Raw genomic sequence first — 18911 nt, forward strand, 5'->3', positions numbered from 1 at the left:
ATTGCAGGCATGGGACTTAGGAGTCCTTTCGCTACTAGGGACCGCCTGCAAGGCGAGCAAGTGGTTTGAGGCGTACTTCGAGGAATGTGGAATTTATCTAAGTAACTGAAAATAAGGTATTTGGTCGGGCCGCCGAGATTTGAACTCGGGACCTCTTGCGCCGCAACAAGGTGGCGGGATTCCATGCCCACCACCGTATTGTTTATTTTCTGTGCGTTACGTGGATTTGGGGCGTCTGCTTCCGCTCCCTGCAGATGGCCGAAGGATCTGTTTGTAGCACACATCTTGGCACACACCCGGACGCCGCTCTGTCATGCGAAGAGAACCAGACTTGCACCTCAAGCAACTCGATCAGACGCGGTTTCGGCCGTTCGGTTGCCATATGGGGGAGAGCGCGCGTCAGGGCGACGGGCATGGTTGGCACAAGCCCGTCACGAAGGATTGGTCTCGCCCGCGACTGCCTGGCTCCTTCTCACACGAGCGGAGCGTGTAGTCGTGTCATCGCGATTAATGCTCGGCGACCGCGCTCATGGCTCGAGTTGTACTGGATGTCGGAGCCTGCAGCGGGTCGGTCCACTGCTTCGAGACACACTGCCGGGCGTCGCCGTCTCTAAGCAGAAGCTCCGCCAGGTTGAGGCGATTGAGTTGGTCCGCACCAACCGAGAAGCCGCGCGCCAGAATGTCGGATTCTCCTCCCGACCCTTCGTCCTGTGCGGCCTTCCCCTGAAGCGACCTGCTTCGGGCTGCCTTCTTCACGAGCGCCGAAACGGGCAATTCATTCTTCAAGTAACCGGGCATCCCAGTTACGGGTTGCCCTGGGGACAAGACCGCCTACTCCCCATCCTCCTGGCTACGGTGGCGATTCGGCAGAAATCTCCGAGGATCATATTCAGCAGCGCCGCCGAGATGCTGGACGCCTTCGGGTTTCAGCAGGGTGGCTCTCAGTACCGCCGGCTGGTCGCATCCTTTCAGCGGATCTTCGGGGCCACCTTCTTCTTCGGAACAGACACACAGCTCGAGCGCACGGCGGTCGTTCACAGCGCTCGGTTCAATTTCATGTCCGAGGCACGAATCTGGTATTCCCGGAGCAGCCTGGAACGGCTTCTGCCAGGCGACCGCCAGAACATGATCCTGTTGAGCGATGAGTTCTATCGCGAGATTCTTGACCATCCGATTCCCACCGATTTGGAAGCAGCCAAAGCGCTGTCATCCTCCCCGGCGGTTCTGGATCTGTTCACGTGGCTCTCCTACCGCTGCTTCACGGCGCGCGGGCAAGAGCGGATTCCGCCATTCGGCCCATTTGGCCTGGTGAGCCAACTCGGAAGCGCCGAATATGCACGGCCGCGCAAGTTCCGCGAGAAGTTGGAGCGCTGGCTCAGGATCGTTCGAGCGATCTGGCCAACCTGCCCCGCTTGTATCGATCAGGAAGGGACTGGTCTGTTGGTGGACCGGGCCGTCGCCGTCGTTCACCGTTAGCAGAGTTGGGGTGACGCGGGCAGCCTTCTTGTCGGCCGGACTCCAGCGCAGAGGTCCGTTACAAACTGAGGCACCAGCGCGCGGATTGTGATCCTGAGTGCCGGCTTCCCATGCTGGACGCCGTGGGTTCGAATCCCATCTCCCGCTCCATATTATCAACAACTTACCTGCGTGGGCCAAGCTGAATGTCAGTGTCCTCCACTGACCTGCAATGCCACTAAGGCGCCCGCGAAACGGCCTGGCCTTGGTCGTAGCGCGATGCTGGTAGATTCTGACGGACTGGCGCTGAGGCGGGGCCATGCCTATTTCGCTAGTGTATGGTCTCACAGCACACTTTACAGTGGTGCTTTGATCTACACGCGCGACACGCCGCAGAAGGTCGTTCTCCGTGGCCGCTAGCGGGCAACCGAACCGGCGGATTGCCTACGGACTAAGGACCAATCGAGCGGCGGTCATCCTATGGAGGCAGCCTTTCCTCAGCGGCCGTCCGTTAGCGCTCAACGAAGACGAACCCGGGCGCGAACGTAAGGCTGTAGTCTCGGCTGAGAAGGTGTCGCAGATCGCAGATGCCACGCCGCAGAGCCATCCGGCCGCCGCAACGCAGTGGAGCGTGCGGACAATGGCTGCGCCGTAAAGCGTCAGTCCGGCCACGGTGCAACCAATTTGGGATGCTCACGGTTACTCCTCGGCCGTTTCGGCCTCGATCCACGCGGCAAGAGAACTCAAGGCAATGCACAGTGCCCTGCGGGGTTCGGCTGCGACCTGGGCGAGAATAGCGCCGGCGAGCTTGAATTGGCCCTCGACATTAATGTATGCAGCACCTCCGCTATCGGTGGGTACGACCAAGGCGAGGTTGGCGGCGTTCTTGACCACGAAATAGTATTCGGGATCTAAACGTAGCGTCCTGAATCTTTGCGCATAGCCGGCGTAGCGTGGTGTTCCCTTTGTGCCACTGGTTGAACTGGCTTTCGACATCCTCGATCAGTTCGGACAACTGGCCGGAGTAGCGGTTGTGCAGGCAACTCCGTCGAGTCAGTTTCCAGACCCGTTCGATTGGGTTCAACTCCGGGCTATAGGGCGGCAGGAAGTTGAGCGCGAAGCGTGGCGCCAGCTTTTCTCGCCAGGGTTTGTAAAGCAGAGCGTGATGGAACTTGGCGTTGTCTGAGAGGACAACCACCCTCTTCTTGCTGTTCTTGCATGCCCGCCGGAGAGACTTTAAGAAGCACCAACATGTCTTGGCGTTGAAGCGGCCTGGCTCCCTTTGGTAATGGAATCGGGCATCGGACAGCCGGACGGCTCCGAAGTAGCCCACTTGTTTTCGTGTTGGATGATGCAGCGAAACCGGATCGCGCACCTCGGGTGGAACCCACATCCGGCAACGGGAGCCATGCTGCTGGAAGTGAACCTCGTCCAAAGCCCAGACCTCCACTGTGGGATCGGCCATCAGAGCTTGGAGTTTTCTTTATGCGCAGTCTGCAATTCGGCATTGCCGTGGGCGATCTGGGGCCGCGGCTTCCGCAGACGGAAGCCCAAAGACTTGAACAGCCGCTGGCATTGCCGAACACCCAAATCGACGCAAAACTCCCGATGCAGATAGGCACACAACGCCTTGCCGTCCCAATGATTGGCAGTCAATCCCGCCTCTTCGGGTGGTTTCCGCAATCCCTGTCCGATGATCTTGAGGTGCTCCTCCGTCAAGCGTCGCGGCCGTCCCGAGCGGGTGCCCTCCTGAAGCCCAGCCAGACCGGCGCGTTCAAAGTCCCGAACCCAATACTCCAAAGTGGGTGGGGCGTCCCCAAGTACCGCGGCTGCTTGCCGACAGGTCATGCCCTGCGCAACAAGCAAGACAGCATGCAGACGGTGATCGTAACGGGACTCATCCGTCCGGCGGATCTCGTCCTGCAATGCCAAAACCACCATGGGCGCATCGGTGATCGTCAGTGGCCTCATACAAACATGAAATCACGTTTTTTGGTATATGCGCAAAGACTTATGACGCTTAGTTTAGATCAGGCGCTGATCAGCGGACCAAGGAGGTCGATTCCGAATCGGCGAAGTTCGCACAAAGGTGAAGTGCGAAGACAACTAGGGGAGATAGAGGCCGATCCGGCTAGAGTGGTGGCGGGGCAGCGATACAAAGTCCCGGTTCTGGCCCTGCAAATCCCGCCCACTCTGGCCATCAACGACTTTGTTCCGGTCGCGTATGACCCGGAGGCCAGGCGATACGAAATCAGCACCAGTACATCGCCGACTGCCCCCCAGCAGCTTGCGGGTTAAGTGGATCCGCTAATGCAAACGGTCGGATGTTCAGGAGTCATGGCGGCGGCAATCCGTTTTGTGGCCATTGAATTGCTAATCGTCTTCGGACACCTAAACAAACCAATAGGTCAACCGGTAGATAAGTTCGAGGATCTTTCTCAGGATGTTGCGTTTCGGAGGAGCGTGGAGAGTTTTGGGACTAGTGGCCCTTCTGGGGGAGACGGTTTCCGCTCAGATGTCACCAGGCGACTTGTCGCGTGCGCACGAGTCTTTGGACAGCCCCCTGAAATGTGTATCCTGTCACGCCTTCGGTACCGGTTCGGCGCAACTGAAGTGTCTCGATTGCCATGAGGAAATCCGGCGGCGCCTTGCAGAAAAGCGAGGCTACCATGCGCGGGTCGTAAAGGGAACGGGGCCTCAGGCCGGCCAGGATTGCGCGCGTTGTCACGGTGAACACAACGGCCGGCAACACCTGCTCGTGCGGTGGCGCACGCCAAAGGCCCGTTTTGACCACAGGGAAGCAGGATGGGCACTCGAGGGCAAACACGCCCCGCTGGCTTGCGAAAAATGCCACAACGCTTCGAAGATCACGGCTGAGGACCGGGCAGGCATGAAGCGCTCCGACCTCGGTAAGACTTACCTGGGACTTTCACCAAAGTGTACAAATTGCCATGTGGATGAGCATCATGGTGACCTGGGGCCGAACTGTGGCCGCTGCCACAGTCTTGAGACGTGGAAGACGCCGCCCCTGTTTTCGCACGACAAGTCCAGATACCCATTGACTGGTCTGCATGAAAAGGTGGCTTGCGCGCAATGCCACCGCCGTATGCCTCCTCAAAGCGGGCATGTTCAGTATAAGAACTTCGGGTTTTTCGAAAGCTGCAAGTCGTGCCACAAGGACCCGCACGGCGGGTCGTTCGCCGGGGACTGCCAGAAGTGCCATTCCACGAACGGTTGGAAATCGGCACGGCTGGCGGAGGGCAGCTTCGACCATGGCAAGACCGAGTTTCCGCTGAGTGGTAAGCATTCGGCCGTGACCTGCAAGAAATGTCATAAGACCGAGAATTTCAAGGCTCCGATCGCCCATGCAAGGTGCCTGGAATGCCACCAGGACCGGCACAATGGACAGTTCGCCGCGCGGGATAAAGGGGAGTGTGGAGCCTGCCACACGGATTCGGGTTGGAAGCCGGCCAAGTTCACGGTGAAGGAGCATGCATCGACGCGCTATCCGCTGCTTGGACTGCATACGAAGGTCGCCTGCGCTGAGTGCCACAAAGGGACAGGGGCGGCCACCAACTATCATCCTGAGTTTGCGTCCTGCCGCAGCTGTCACAAGGATCGCCACCGCGGTCAATTTGCTGCGGCGCCACATGAGAATCGCTGTGAGGGATGCCACTCGGAGGCGGCCTGGAAACAGACACGCTTCACGCCCGCTGACCATTTGAAATCCAGGATGCCGCTGACCGGGGCGCACATCGCCGTGGCGTGCGCGGACTGCCATAGGCGCGCGGCGAACCCGGAAGAGACGAAGTTCCGTTTCGCGACGCTGCGATGCGTGGAGTGCCATGAGAGCCTCCACGGGGCATTGGCAGAGAAGTTCGGGGCCTGTGAGTCTTGCCACACCACCCGGCGATGGAAGGAGACAGGGCCGTTCGACCACAGCACGACAGGGTTTCCGCTCACCGGAAAGCACCGGGGCGCTGCCTGCACGGCATGTCACAAGCCGGAGATACCCGGCGGCAAGACGCTGATCACGTTCCGGGGCACGACGCAGCAGTGCGGGGCGTGCCATGCCGATGTCCATGAGGGTCAGTTCCAAACGGCGACGGAGCGTAAGCCGGACTGTGGACGATGCCACACTACGACCAACTGGCGCCCTACGGGATTCGACCATCAGAAGCACTCCACGTTCTCATTGGCGGGTGCACACGAGCTGGTGCCGTGCAGAATGTGCCACGACAATCGCCGCGACGTGGGGACACGAAAGATCGTTGCCTACCGGGGGACGCCGAAGAAATGCGAGGAGTGTCATCGATGAGAGGGCTGCGCAACATGGTTCCGCGGATGCTGGCTATCACTGCTGTGTTGTCGGCGGCGATTGCGGCCCAGACACCATCGCCTGCGCGCCGCACGGCCAATCCGCACGGCACGTTGAGGGTGGCCTGTGAGAGTTGCCATACGGCGAATGCCTGGAAGCCGATCCGGCCGATTCCGGAGTTCGACCACAATTCACAGACCAAGTGGCCGCTCCTGGGAATGCATGAGGGCGTCCCGTGCGCTGCTTGCCACGTGAGCCGGGTCTTCAGAAACGTCAGCAAAGAGTGTTCGTCCTGCCACGCTGACATACACCGCCGGCAGTTCGGCGGCAATTGCCAGCAGTGTCATACGGTGAAGGGCTGGCGAGTGGCCGTGCAGCAGACTCGCGAGCACAACAACCGTTTCCCACTGATCGGGGCGCACGCGGCGGCGGCCTGCGATAGTTGCCACAAGAATGCGGCCGTCGGGCAGTTCAAGGGTTTGAGCACCGAGTGCGTCGCTTGCCACACAGCGGACTACGCCAAGTCAGCCAACCCGCCGCACGGCCCTTCGCGGATTCCGGTGCAGTGTGAGCAGTGCCACAGCATGGATACCTGGGCGGGCGCGAAGTTCGATCACGGTGCGGTCACGGGTTTTGCCCTCGAGGGCGCACACACCCGTCTGGCGTGCCGTGAGTGCCACACTAACGGCCAGTGGGCAGGTACATCCACACAGTGCGTAAACTGCCATATCAAGGAATTCAACGCCACTCAGACTCCAAACCACGCACAAGCCGGGTTCCCGCGCGACTGCGCGGTGTGCCATTCCACGGCACAGTGGAAGGGGGCGGCGTTTGATCATACGGTGCGGACCAAGTTCCCGCTAACAGGCGCGCATTTCCAGGTGCAGTGCAATTCCTGCCACGTCGGTGGACGATTCGCCGGCACGCCGCAAGCGTGCGAGGGTTGCCACTTGGAGGCGTTCAACAAGACGACGAATCCAGGACACGCCGCATCGAGCTTTACGCGTGATTGCGCTCAGTGCCACACGACAACCCAGTGGAAAGGTGCGAAGTTCGACCACAACTTGAGCCGGTTCCGTCTGACGGGTGCGCACGATAAGGCTGAGTGCGCCGGTTGTCATATCGATGGCCAATTCACCGGCACTCCGCAGAACTGCGATAGCTGCCACCTGATCAACTACACCCAATCTGTGAATCCGGGCCACGTTGCTGCCGGGTTCCCGAAAGATTGCGCCATCTGCCATACCACCTCGCAATGGAAGGGCGCGCAGTTTGACCACTCCACGCGAACGAAGTTCGCCCTGACCGGTGCGCACGTCAATACGCAGTGCGCCCAGTGCCATGTTGATGGAACCTTCACCGCTACGCCGGCGACCTGCGAGGGTTGCCACCTGGACGCGTTCAACAAGACAACAACACCCAATCACGTGAACGCCGCATTCCCGAAGGACTGCGCCGTGTGCCATACCACGACGCAGTGGAAGGGTGCCAAGTTCGACCACAATGTCGCCACCACATTTCCTCTGACCGGCGCGCATGCGAACCAACAGTGTGCGCAGTGCCACGTGAACAACGTCTACAAGGGGACTCAAGCGACTTGCGAAGGCTGCCATCTGGCCAGCTACACAGGCACAACGAATCCCAATCACGTGGCGGCAGGATTTTCAAAGGAATGCAGCGTCTGTCACACTACGGCGCAGTGGAAGGGCGCGAAATTCGATCACGCCAAGACCCGGTTTGCGCTGACAGGCGCTCACACCAATACACAGTGCGCGCTGTGTCACGTCAACGGCAGATACGCCGGCACGGTGCTGACTTGCGAGGGATGCCACCTGGCCGACTTCACCAAGACCGTCAACCCGAACCATGTGACTGGCGGTTTCCCGAAGGACTGTACGGTTTGCCACACCACCACACTGTGGAAGGGTGCGAAGTTCGACCACAATTCAGCCACCAAGTTTCCTCTAACCGGTGCGCATGTGAATCAGCAATGCGCCCAGTGCCACGTGAACAATGTGTTCAAGGGCACCCAGGCCACGTGTGAGGGTTGCCATCTGGCGGTATACACGGGTGCGACGAATCCTAATCACGTCTCGGCGGGATTCTCGAAGGATTGCAGCATCTGTCACACCACTGTCCAGTGGAAGGGCGCAGTCTTCGACCATGGCAAGACGAAGTTCCCCCTGACCGGCGCGCACGGCAAGACACAATGCGCCGCGTGCCATGTAAACGGCCGGTACAGCGGAACTCCGCTGGCCTGCGAGGGTTGCCACATGCCGGACTTCAATAAAGTAACGAGTCCCAACCATGTGACGGCGGGCTTTCCGAAGGACTGCGCCGTGTGCCACACGACGACGACTTGGAAGGGCGCCAAGTTCGACCACAATACCGCCACGAAGTTCCCGCTGACCGGCTTCCACACGACGGTGCAGTGCGCCGCATGCCACGTGAGCAACGTCTACAAGGGCACCGCGGCTACGTGCGAGGGCTGCCATCTGCCGGCCTTCAACAAGACGACGAATCCGAATCATGTCACGGCCGGATTCCCGAAGGAGTGCGCCGTCTGCCATACCACCACCACCTGGAAGGGCGCCAAGTTCGACCACAATACCGCCACGAAGTTCCCGCTGACCGGCTTCCACACGACGGTGCAGTGCGCCGCGTGTCACGTGAACAACGTCTACAAAGGCACAGCGGCCACGTGCGAGGGCTGCCATCTGCCGGCCTTCAACAAGACGACGAATCCGAACCATGTCGCAGGCGCCTTCCCGAAGGACTGCGGCGTCTGCCATACCACCACCACCTGGAAGGGCGCCAAGTTCGACCACAATACCGCCACGAAGTTCCCGCTGACGGGCTTCCACACGACGGTGCAGTGCGCGGCTTGTCACATGAACAACGTCTACAAGGGCACGGCGGCTACCTGCGAGGGCTGCCATCTGCCGGCCTTCAATAAGACGACGAACCCGAACCATGTGGCAGGCGCCTTCCCGAAGGACTGCGCCGTGTGCCATACGACCACAACTTGGAAGGGCGCCAAGTTCGATCACAACGCTGCCACGAAGTTCGCGCTGACTGGCTTCCACGCTACCGTGCAGTGCACAGCGTGTCACGTGAACAACGTCTACAAAGGTACGCCCGCAACTTGCGAGGGCTGCCACCTGCCGGACTACAACAAGACGACGAATCCGAACCACGTAACGGCTGCCTTCCCCAAGGACTGTACCGTGTGCCACACCACAACCAAGTGGAAGGGCGCCAAGTTCGACCACAACACGGCCACAAAGTACCCGCTGACCGGCTTCCACACTACCGTGCAGTGCGCTGCCTGCCATCAGAACAACGTCTTTAAGGGTACGCCCACAACCTGCGAGGGCTGCCACTTGACGAACTACAACGGCACCACCAACCCGAACCATGTTGCGGCCGCCTTCCCCAAGGACTGCACCGTATGCCATACAACCACAACGTGGAAGGGTGCCAAGTTCGACCACACGGCCGCCACCAAGTTCCCGCTGACTGGCTCCCACACGACTGTGCAGTGCGCGGCATGCCACAAGAACAGTGTATTCAAGGGCACTCCGACCACCTGCGAGGGCTGTCACTTGACGAACTACAATGCCACAACCAATCCGAACCACGTGACGGCCGCCTTCCCCAAGGACTGCTCCGTGTGCCATACGACCACGACGTGGAAGGGTGCCAAGTTCGACCATACAGCCGCCACGAAGTTCCCACTGACTGGTTTCCACACGACAGTGCAGTGCGCAGCGTGCCACAAGAATAGCGTCTACAAAGGCACGCCGATGACCTGCGAGGGCTGCCACCTGGCGAACTACAACAGCAGCACGAATCCGAACCACGTCACAGCCGGCTTCCCGAAGGATTGCGCAGTCTGTCACACGACGACAACGTGGAAGGGCGCCAAGTTCGATCACACGACCTCGACCAAGTTCCCGCTCACCGGCAAGCACGTCAGCCAGCAGTGCGGGGCATGCCACAAGAACAACGTGTACAAAGGCACACCGGCGACGTGCGACGGTTGCCATCTGGCGAGCTACAACGGCACCACGAATCCGAACCATGTCACGGCTGGATTCCCCAAGGACTGCTCGGTATGCCACACCACCACCCAATGGAAAGGTGCCGTGTTCAATCACAACACGACGAAGTTCCCGCTGACGGGTAAGCACACCACTGTTGCCTGTGCACTCTGCCATGTTGGCGGACGTTATGCGGGTACGCCGACCGACTGCTACACCTGCCACCGCAAGGCATTTGAGACGGTGACGAATCCAAATCACGTCGCCGCGGGTTTCCCCACCACATGTGCGACCTGTCACACGACAACACAATGGTTGGGCGCGAAGGTGACACACAAGTTCCCCATCTATACCGGCAAGCACGCCGGCAAGTGGACCACCTGCAATGACTGTCACCGCACTCCTGCAAATTACGCCGTATTCAGTTGTATCGACTGCCACGAGCACAACAAGATCGACATGGACAAGAAGCACAACGGACGGAAGGGCTACATCTACGCCAGTCCGTCCTGCTACCAGTGCCACCCACAGGGGAAGTCCTAAAAATGACCAGGCTCTTCATAACGGCCCTGCTGCTGGCTGCCCTCGTCACCGGACAGTCTGTGCCGCCCGGGCAGGCGCGCCGAAGCTTCGTCGTGAAGCAGGTTGTGCCGGGAATGGTGTATCTGGACGGCGGCAGCGCCCATGGCCTGGCGGAGGGGATGACGCTGAAACTGGAACGACGCGCTCCGGGCGACGCTCGTCTGGCTACGCAACGGATCGCCGACGTTCTGGTAGTCTCTGTCGCGACGCAATCGGCGCTGGCTGAGGTTAGGAATGCTGAGAAGGACGTGCAATCCCAGGTCGGCGATGAAGCGCTACTTTCGGGCAAGGACGCCGAAGCGTTTGAGCGACTGGAAGCAGCCAGCCGCCGCCAGCGTTACGCTCAGGTGATCAGTTTCTCGAGCGGCGACCCGCTGGAAGAGGAGGTTAGGGAGCATGTGCCGATGGCCCAACCAAAGGAAGTCGGCAGACTCCGCGGCCGAATTGGCTTCGAGATGAACGTCCTCAACGACCGGAGCGCGGGCGGGCTGAGTTCGCATCAGGAGGGGATTTCGGCGCGTGTGGATTGGACACGCATCGATGGCACGTATTGGAATCTCACCGGTTACTGGCGTGGCCGCTGGAACACGCGCCAATCCGGAACTCAGCAGCAGACTATGATCGACCTGATCAACCGCACCTACACGATTGGCATGTTCTACAACAATCCCCGCTCGAAGTACATCTTTGGGTTCGGACGGGTGTTGATCCCATGGGCGTCCAGTCTGAGCACGATCGACGGCGGGTATGCCGCGCGACGGATTACTCCGCACGTCACGGTTGGAGTCTTCGGGGGCTCGACGCCGGATCCGACGCAGTGGAACTATGATCCGAAACGGCAGATGTTGGGCCTGTTCACCAGCTTCGAGGAAGGCACCTACGAGAAGGTCCGCTGGACCGGCACGGTGGGTGCCGCGCTCACGCGAGTGAGGTGGAAACCAGAGCGGCAGTTTCTTTTTGTCGAAAACTCCATTTTTGCAGGCACCAAATTTAGCGTGATGCACAGCATGGAGGCAGACCAGAAGAACCCCCGGTATATGAATGGCGAGACGGGTCCGATGTTGAGCCGGAGCTTTCTGACTTTCCGTTACCACCCCTCGAATCGACTATCGTTCGACGTGAACCAGAACTACTTCCGGGGATTGCCGACGTTCGACATGACCCTGATCGGTACCGGCCTGCTGGACAAGTATCTGTTTCAGGGCTTCAGCGGTGGGTTCCGCGCCCAACCGATAGACCGACTGGTGCTCTCCGCCAACTGGGGCCGGAGCAAGCGGGATACGGACACGACGGCCTCGCTGAACCAGATGTACAGCTTGGGTTGGACACGCCTGCCTTGGATCGGAGTTCGGGTGGATGGCCGATACACGCGATTCAACAGCACGTTCGGGAATGGGTCCTATGAGTCGATCAGCCTGATGCGGCAAATTCGCGATGACATCCGCCTGGAGTTGCAGGTGGGCCAACAGAACTTCGCCGGGCCACTCACCCAGCAAACACGCTCGCGATTTATAAACGGGCAGGCAGACTGGAGTCTGGGCCAGAACTATTTCCTCACCGGAGGGTGGCTCTCCTATCGCGGTGGAGTTCAGAACTACGATCAGATCTTCTTCACTCTGGGATACCGATTCTAATGGGGACACAGCCTATCATTCGGAACATCTTGCTATTTTCGACGCTGGCCGCTGGTTTGGCTGTTGCGCAACGTCCGACGGTCCTGTTGGAGAAGGTGGCGCGGCAAGCTGAAGAGTTCGCCACGCTATTCCCCTCGCTCGCCTGCACTGAGAAATTGACGCAGGTGAAGTTCGCTCAGGGCGATAAGGTCGCCAACCGCCGGGAGAGCATTTTCGATTACCTCATCTTGCTAGAAACCGCGGGGGACAGTTTCACCGTCGAAGAGTCAAGGCTTGAGAAGAGCCGAGCACAAAAGGAACCGCCGCAAGCGCTCCTCGCCACAACCGGGTTTGCCGTGATGCAAGTCGTGTTTCATCCCCATTTCCAGCCCAGCTTCGAGTTTCAGGAGATCGCGCCGGATACGACGGGCGGCGTGGTGTGGCGCCGTATCCGGTTTGAACATTTGCCGGGACACGTTTCACCGACGGTGCTGGAAGTGAAAGGCCGTGAGTACCCGATCGCGTGGCGGGGCACTGCTTGGGTTCATCCAGAGACCGGAGCGATCGGCCGGATTCAGACGGAGTTACGTGAACCGTTGGCCGATATCGGACTGGAGTCGCTGACGTCAACGGTGGAGTACGGGCCGGGGGCAGCAGCGGTGACGGTGTGGGTACCGCGGTTGGCTATCGTGGAGGCGCGGACGGCGCATCAGCGCTGGCGCAATCAACACGAGTTTTCCGCCTATCGACGCTTCGAGGTTAGCTCGGAGCAGAAAGTGCAGGAGATCACGAAGGAATGAGTACGGCTGGACATGTGCGACCGACCGGTGTCTCGGGTCACAAAGTGGCTGTGATTACGGTGCTCTGCGCCGCCATCGTGACGGCCATCTATCTGGGCTGGCAGGGGGCTGGCTACTATTTGTTGCCACTGACGGATCGTCCGTTCCATCCCCAGCATGTCGCGCTGCGGCCCGCGGGATACATAGGCATCCGATTAGGACTGGCCTCTCTGGTCTTGTTTGCGGGAATCTATCTCTACCCATTGCGGAAGCGGGTGAAGCCGATGCAGCGCGTTGGTAAGACACGGAACTGGCTCGACATACATGTGCTGCTCGGTCTAATCGTGCCGGTGATCGTCACATACCATTCATCGCTGAAGCTGAACGGACTGGCAGGAGTGGCGTACTGGATTATGATCGCCATTGTGGTCAGCGGCTTCGTCGGACGTTACCTCTACGCCCAGATACCGCGAAGCGTCGGTGCCGCCGAGCGATCGCTACAGGAACTTGAGACGGAAGCCGACGCACTCGCCGCAGAGCTGCACACGCAAAATGTGTTTGGGAAAGCGGAGTTGGACGCGCTACTGCAAATGCCGTCTTCCCGGGAGGTGGCTGCCATGTCTCTGTGGTCGGCGATCTTCACCATGGCGCGCCTGGATCTCAGCCGCCCATGGCGGATAGCGCGTGCTCGACGCAAAGTGCTGAGTCCCGGAGAACTCTGGACGACGCTGGGCGGCCTGCGTCGGAGTAGCCACGAGGAATTGGAGAACGTGCTGGCGACTGCGCGCGCACAGTCGTGGCTCACGTCGAAAATCCTCTTCCTCAACCGCGCCGGCCAGGTGCTCCATCTCTGGCACGTGGTTCACCGGCCGTTCAGCTATTCATTCGTCATCCTGGTGGCGGCACATATTGGCACAGTTCTGATGATGGGCTATTTTTAGGATGCGATGATCGTGGAGGCTTTCCCCGCCGTTACCAAACGCAATTCGCCCACGGTCTCAAGACCGGCTCCCCGGCGAACGACCCAGCGGGGTTGCGGTGATTTGGCATTGCGCTCTGTTCATCGGAGTCAACAAGGGGAAGTCTTTAGCAAACGCATGGGAGACGATGATCGAGATGATTGGAGTTCGAATGCAGGCCAACGATAGGTTCGCAGCGAGTGAGTACGAGTGTCGAAACCGGCGCTTTCCGGAGCATGGCAGCGCGGGTTTCCGTCGGATCCGGGCCAGAGAAACGGCGCAGACCAAAGGTGTCACAGTACCGAACCGCGTGGAGATTGCGAAAAGGGTGGCGGCATGAACAGCTCCAAAGCCGCGCTGGCCGCCGTGGCACTTGCAGTTTTGCTCGGGGGAGCGCTCTGGTTCGGGCTGAACAGGAAGTCTCCGCCCGCAGTCCAGACGCAAGCCGAGCCGGTCGTGCCGCCGAATGCCGCACACGAAAAGGCCTCACTTGTGGAGCAACTTCGCAAGATGCCCGGCCATGCCCCAGTCCTGCTGCGTCTGGCGGAGATCGCTACCGAACAGGGTCAACCCGCCGAGGCACGCGGCCGTCTGGAGGAACTGTTAATGACGGAGCCGAACCACCTGGAGGCACGACTTGAACTTGGACGAGCCTGCTACGAGTTAGATGATCTGCCTTGCGCGATTGCCGAAACGGAGAAGGTCCTGGCTCAAGATCCCAAGCATGTGGACGCCCTCTACAATCTGGGCGCCATCCATGCTAACTCCGGAGACGCCGCCAAGGCTCGACAGTATTGGCGGAAAGCAGTCCAAGTCGCACCCGACTCAGCGAGCGGACAGAAATCTGCCGCCGCGTCGAAACAGTTGGGCGATGGATGAGCAGGTGGAGCATGAGCCGCTGAACGGCGGCGGCGTCTGAGTCTTATCGGAGTAGGATCAACCTGGCAATTCCCGTGATGTCTCAACTTGCGGTTTCACACGTATTTGCTGCCGCCCGCTGCGCCAAGGTTGGGAACGCTCCCGTCAGCACAGCAGTTCCGTCCAGCGTGGCCACCATTCCGGTCTTGATGCCACGCATCGCCAGGAGGCTGTGAAGTGCGGATTCACTCTCGCTCACCCCAATCTCCAATTCCGCCTCGCACCCCGAAACGAGGATGGAACCTACCGCCTCATGATTCACCAACACAGCAAGAGGCGTGCCGTCGTGAAGGTCGATTCGAACCGCGAGATGGAGATATCGCCACCCGGCGTCTTCGAAGGTCTTCACCTTGCCGGCAGCTGACAACCCGCGACCCGACCTCGTCGGTGTCAGATGGATTGAACGGCGGCTTGATGTCGGGCCCGCCTCAACGACAGACACGTCGCGCTGAAACAGTTTCCATATCTTCTGCCACATTCCGTCTCTCTACCTTGCCTGTGACAACCATTGCTGGCGACCGGAACAGTGACGGGCCGCAAAGTTCAGGGCACTCCCGGCACTCCGGAATTCACGCATCGCCAGCTCCGCCCAAACGGCGAGGCCCACCTGGAGATAGCGCAACTATAAGAAACAGCGGCAATTACGCCATTAGGACACTGCGGTATTATTTAAGTAGGGCGTCACCAGCGCCGCGGTGATACTTCGCCGGCAGGCAGCGTTTGGATGCTGCAGATTGTGCCAGTTAATGTCAGAAAATCTACTTACGATTCTGATTGCCGCTCTCGTCCTGGTGCCCGCCGTGGCGTTATACCTGCGGGGGCTTAAGACTCGGGATGCGCGGGCAAGGGCGGCCGCCGAAAAGGGCAAGCTGTACTCGGAAGGGCCCAAGGCCCAACATCCGAAGATCGATACCACCTACTGTATTGGGTGCCAGAGCTGCACTGCCGTCTGCCCGGAGGGAGACGTGCTAGCCATGCTGGGCGGCAAGGCAGTGATCGTCAGCGGGTACAAATGCATCGGGCATGGCTTGTGTGCTGATGTGTGCCCCGTGGGCGCGATCACGCTGGTGATGGCCAACCCGAGCATGGAAGCCAACATGCCCTACCTCACTCCGGAGTATGAAACCAGTATCGAGAATATCTTCATCATTGGTGAATTGGGCGGGCTGGCGCTCATTAAGAACGCGGTGAACCAGGGCCGCGACTGCATCGACACGATTACGGCCCGGATGACGGCAAGGGGCGGCCAGCGGGCGGACGACGACGTGATAGATGTTGTGATTGTTGGCGCCGGTCCGGCAGGCATTAGCGCGTCGCTTCGTGCCATTCAGAATCGACTCAGCTACGTCACATTGGAGCGGGATGAAATCGGCGGGACGGTGGCGAAATATCCGCGGCAGAAACTCGTGATGACCAGCCCGGTGGAGTTTCCCATTTACGGCAAATTCAACAAGCTGGAGCTTACGAAGGAGGCCCTGATCGAGTTCTGGCAGACCGTCATGCGGCGCGTCGATTTCAAGGTCAGAACGGGGGAGTCGGTCGAGGACGTGCGCCGGGGCGATGATGGAGTGTTCACGGTAGCCACCTCAAAGGGACAGCATCGGGCCAGGGCAGTTGTGCTGGCTCTCGGACGAGCCGGAATTCCCAGGAAGCTCGGAGTGAAAGGGGAAGAGCTTCCCAAGGTGATGTACCGGCTGTTGGAGGCGGATCACTACATCAAGAAGAATATCCTCGTGGTGGGTGGGGGCGATAGTGCGATCGAGGCAGCGATGGGGCTCGGGCACCAGCCCGGAAACTCGGTTACGCTGTCCTACCGCAAGGAGGCCTTTTCCCGTATCAAGGAGCGCAATGCGCAGCGGATCGAGGACTGCATCCGTAAGGGCAAGGTGAACGTCGTGTTCAACTCCCTTCCAGCTGAGATTCACCAGGACGCGGTCTTGCTCGAGGTTGCAGGCGAGGTGCGCGAGATCCCTAACGACTACGTCTTTGTGTTCGCTGGCGGCTCGCCTCCGACCGATTTCCTGAAGAAGCTGGGGCTTCAGTTTGGCGTGAAGGACGTGACGCTTGAGGCCAGCCTCGAAGCTCAGCAGGAAGCCAAGGCAGCGAAGCGCCAGTGACAGAGTGGCACAACGCAGGGGCAGTGCTGGGTATGCTGCCAATCCGTCGCCGACCACCTTAGCAGATCCTTTGGAAGCGCAATTACGCCTGCCCATCCAGCCCCGCCGGCTCCGGCTTCGTGAGTTCGCGAGGCTCGAAGAACTGATAGAGCGTCGGCACCACCACCAGCGTAAGCAGCGTTGAGGTAATTAGGCCGCCGATGACGACGATGGCCAGCGGGCGCTACACTTCCGAACCCGGCTCGGTTGCACATACTCACGCGACCAGGCCCAGAGCGGCAACCGCAGCGGTCATCATCGCCGCCAAGAGCAGGTCTTCGTGCCTTCCACCATGGCCGGGTGCTGCTCCATGCCGTTCTCGCGCGGCTTGCGGATGCACGAGACCAGCGCAACGCCATTCAGCACGGCAATGCCCCACGGGCGATGAAGCCGACAGAGACGGGCACCGACACGTACTCACCGCTCGCGTAAAGAGCAAAGACACCTCCTATGGAAGCAATGGGCAATACGGTGGCTATCAGCCCGGCGAAGCTCAGAGCGCCAAGCCTGGCAGGGTGGAGATGGCCGATGTGGGCACGCTATTCCTCGATGAGATTGGCGAACGGCCGCTGGACGTACAGGTGAAGCTGCTGCGTTTGTTGCAGCAGCGCGAAACTGAGAAACTTGGCTCCACAACCCGCGCGGCGGTGGACGTGCGCGTCATTGCGGCTACGCATCGCAATTTGGCTGCGATGGTGGAAGACGGTACGTTCGGTGGGGATCTCTACTGCGGGCTCTCAGTGGTGCGCTGGACCTACCGCCCCTGCGGGAACGCCCGGACGACGTCCCGGATTTGGCTCAGCACGTGTTTGCTCGTGTGAGCACGCGCCACGCTCTAGCGCAACTCCACATGGATCCCGCGCTGATGCCCTACCTCACTGCCTGGCGCTGGCCCAGGAACGTGCGCGAATTGGAGAACGTGATCGAGCGCATGCTGGTACTCTCGACGGGCGAGGTGATCGGCGTCGAGGATCTGGCCGAGAACATGAGGCGTGGGGAGCCGGCTCGCGGGTCGATACTTCTGGAGTTGCCACCCGAAGGAACCAGCCTTGAGGGCGTCGAGAGGGAACTGCTACTCCGCGCCTTGGAGCGCAGTTACTGGAGCCAAGCACATGCTGCGCGGCACCTCGACATCAGCCGGAGAACGCTGATCTACCGCATGGAGAAACACGATCTGCGAAAAGATGGCCGGTTGAATTAGTTACCTGTGGGCAGTCGTTTAGCGACTGTCTGGCAAGACTCGCAGTCGCCTGAGGATTCATGCAATGTCGTCCCCCTGAATGCTGGACATCGCCGACTGAGATGCCGGAGACTTCTGCGGCCAGGTCTTCCGAAATGGCAGATCCGCGCCCTAATCTAGTCTGGAGCGGCAAGGTGAGCGGACGCGACTACCGAGGTCATACTGTGCCACATCGGCGATATTGGCGGTGAGTTGAAGACTCCGCCGATTGGGGGATGCGTCACAGCGGGAGCGCAGCGCCTAAGCAAATGCTTGAGTGTTACCCAGAGCACTGAGTCCAGACACGATCATCGCGTGGGCCTTGATGTGGGCGGTTTTTGAAGAGACAGACGGCGTATGGACAACGAGATCTTCATGGCGCGGAACGAGGATTCGATTTCGGTCCGTTGAATTCACCTCGTCCACAAGTCTTCGGCCGAACCGGCCTGGAGGGTGATGCGGAATGCGTAGGCTCTTTCGCGCAAGGTCCGTCGGGCTTCACGGTCTTCCTTCATCATGCAATAAGGATGGATGCCCTAGGACTTCTCGCGAAGTCCCATATCGCACAGACTGCTGATTTGGGGATGTGTTGCCTATATCGATCCCAGTCGCTGTTACGCCTTACCTCGGCCCTTCAGTCGGTCGGTCTCCATCGTTGCGGCCAGACTCCGCAGCGCCGCATCCACACGCGTGGAGAAGCGCTTGCTGATGGCCTTCCCTTTCTCCTTGCGCTCGCGCATGCTGCAGAGAATATCAGTCTCATCGCCGCCCGGAATCGCAATCTGCTTGAGTTCCACTTCATCGAGCCGCAACGCAGTCCAGTCGTCTTTGAGCAGGCCGGCTTCGAGCCGCTTCATCTGGCTGCGCGG

15 protein-coding genes and 1 pseudogene are annotated in these 18911 nt (G+C 60.0%); 10 read left to right on the forward strand and 6 right to left on the reverse strand.

Annotation, left to right across the window (positions count from 1 at the left end; all coding sequences use genetic code 11):
- Positions 1–507: 507 nt before the first annotated feature.
- Positions 508–786: a hypothetical protein gene (locus ACR9Y2_RS08980; RefSeq protein ID WP_435040782.1), complete on the reverse strand. Its 279-nt coding sequence runs from the start codon at positions 784–786 to the stop codon at positions 508–510.
- Between the two features lie 24 nt (positions 787–810).
- Here ACR9Y2_RS08980 and ACR9Y2_RS08985 point away from each other — a divergent pair, with 24 nt between their 5' ends.
- Positions 811–1476: a replication protein RepA gene (locus ACR9Y2_RS08985; protein ID WP_435040784.1), complete on the forward strand. Its 666-nt coding sequence runs from the start codon at positions 811–813 to the stop codon at positions 1474–1476.
- An 826-nt stretch (positions 1477–2302) separates the two neighbouring features.
- Here ACR9Y2_RS08985 and ACR9Y2_RS08990 read toward each other — a convergent pair.
- Together ACR9Y2_RS08990 and ACR9Y2_RS08995 are read right to left on the reverse strand one after the other, a co-directional pair.
- Positions 2303–2920: an IS630 family transposase gene (locus ACR9Y2_RS08990; protein WP_435040786.1), complete on the reverse strand. Its 618-nt coding sequence runs from the start codon at positions 2918–2920 to the stop codon at positions 2303–2305.
- Positions 2920–3426: a helix-turn-helix domain-containing protein gene (locus tag ACR9Y2_RS08995; RefSeq protein ID WP_435040787.1), complete on the reverse strand. Its 507-nt coding sequence runs from the start codon at positions 3424–3426 to the stop codon at positions 2920–2922. The genes ACR9Y2_RS08990 and ACR9Y2_RS08995 overlap by 1 nt, the downstream gene beginning before the upstream one ends.
- 544 nt (positions 3427–3970) lie before the next feature.
- Between ACR9Y2_RS08995 and ACR9Y2_RS09000 the strand changes: the two genes are divergently transcribed.
- From ACR9Y2_RS09000 to ACR9Y2_RS09025, 6 genes are all read left to right on the forward strand, one after another.
- Entirely contained in the window at positions 3971–5773 is a 1803-nt protein-coding gene (locus ACR9Y2_RS09000; RefSeq protein WP_435040789.1) for a cytochrome c3 family protein, read from the forward strand.
- On the forward strand, positions 5770–10359 hold the full coding sequence (locus tag ACR9Y2_RS09005) for a hypothetical protein (RefSeq protein WP_435040790.1): 4590 nt from the start codon (positions 5770–5772) through the stop codon (positions 10357–10359). Before ACR9Y2_RS09000 ends, ACR9Y2_RS09005 begins: the two co-directional genes overlap by 4 nt.
- A gap of 2 nt (positions 10360–10361) precedes the next feature.
- Positions 10362–12032 carry a hypothetical protein gene (locus ACR9Y2_RS09010; protein ID WP_435040792.1) on the forward strand — a complete coding sequence of 557 codons (1671 nt, stop codon included), beginning with the start codon at positions 10362–10364 and terminating at the stop codon, positions 12030–12032.
- A gap of 95 nt (positions 12033–12127) precedes the next feature.
- The gene (locus tag ACR9Y2_RS09015) at positions 12128–12811 is read left to right on the forward strand and encodes a hypothetical protein (protein WP_435040793.1); all 684 of its coding nucleotides are present in this window, start codon (positions 12128–12130) and stop codon (positions 12809–12811) included.
- Positions 12808–13731, forward strand: a complete 924-nt coding sequence (locus ACR9Y2_RS09020) for a hypothetical protein (RefSeq protein ID WP_435040794.1) — start codon at positions 12808–12810, stop codon at positions 13729–13731. Before ACR9Y2_RS09015 ends, ACR9Y2_RS09020 begins: the two co-directional genes overlap by 4 nt.
- Positions 13732–14085: 354 nt before the next feature.
- Positions 14086–14628: a tetratricopeptide repeat protein gene (locus ACR9Y2_RS09025; RefSeq protein WP_435040795.1), complete on the forward strand. Its 543-nt coding sequence runs from the start codon at positions 14086–14088 to the stop codon at positions 14626–14628.
- A gap of 82 nt (positions 14629–14710) precedes the next feature.
- On the opposite strand, the gene ACR9Y2_RS09030 is transcribed toward ACR9Y2_RS09025, so the two are convergent.
- Positions 14711–15145, reverse strand: coding sequence for a hypothetical protein (locus tag ACR9Y2_RS09030; protein WP_435040796.1), 435 nt, complete (start codon positions 15143–15145; stop codon positions 14711–14713).
- Between the two features lie 268 nt (positions 15146–15413).
- On the opposite strand from ACR9Y2_RS09030, the gene ACR9Y2_RS09035 reads away from it, so the two are divergent.
- On the forward strand, positions 15414–16784 hold the full coding sequence (locus ACR9Y2_RS09035; protein WP_435040797.1) for an NAD(P)-binding domain-containing protein: 1371 nt from the start codon (positions 15414–15416) through the stop codon (positions 16782–16784).
- An 82-nt stretch (positions 16785–16866) separates the two neighbouring features.
- Here ACR9Y2_RS09035 and ACR9Y2_RS09040 read toward each other — a convergent pair.
- Positions 16867–17323 (reverse strand): annotated as a pseudogene (locus ACR9Y2_RS09040) (efflux RND transporter permease subunit); the annotation flags it as partial.
- Between the two features lie 30 nt (positions 17324–17353).
- On the opposite strand from ACR9Y2_RS09040, the gene ACR9Y2_RS09045 reads away from it, so the two are divergent.
- A complete protein-coding gene (locus ACR9Y2_RS09045; RefSeq protein ID WP_435040798.1) occupies positions 17354–17644 on the forward strand; it encodes a sigma 54-interacting transcriptional regulator in 291 nt (96 codons plus the stop codon).
- 44 nt (positions 17645–17688) lie between these two features.
- Entirely contained in the window at positions 17689–18024 is a 336-nt protein-coding gene (locus ACR9Y2_RS09050; RefSeq protein WP_435040799.1) for a helix-turn-helix domain-containing protein, read from the forward strand.
- Between the two features lie 632 nt (positions 18025–18656).
- Here ACR9Y2_RS09050 and ACR9Y2_RS09055 read toward each other — a convergent pair.
- Entirely contained in the window at positions 18657–18899 is a 243-nt protein-coding gene (locus ACR9Y2_RS09055; protein ID WP_435040801.1) for a hypothetical protein, read from the reverse strand.
- Positions 18900–18911 lie beyond the last annotated feature (12 nt).

Origin of the sequence: Paludibaculum fermentans (genome assembly GCF_051172195.1) — a bacterium.
Lineage (GTDB): Bacteria > Acidobacteriota > Terriglobia > Bryobacterales > Bryobacteraceae > Paludibaculum > Paludibaculum fermentans_A.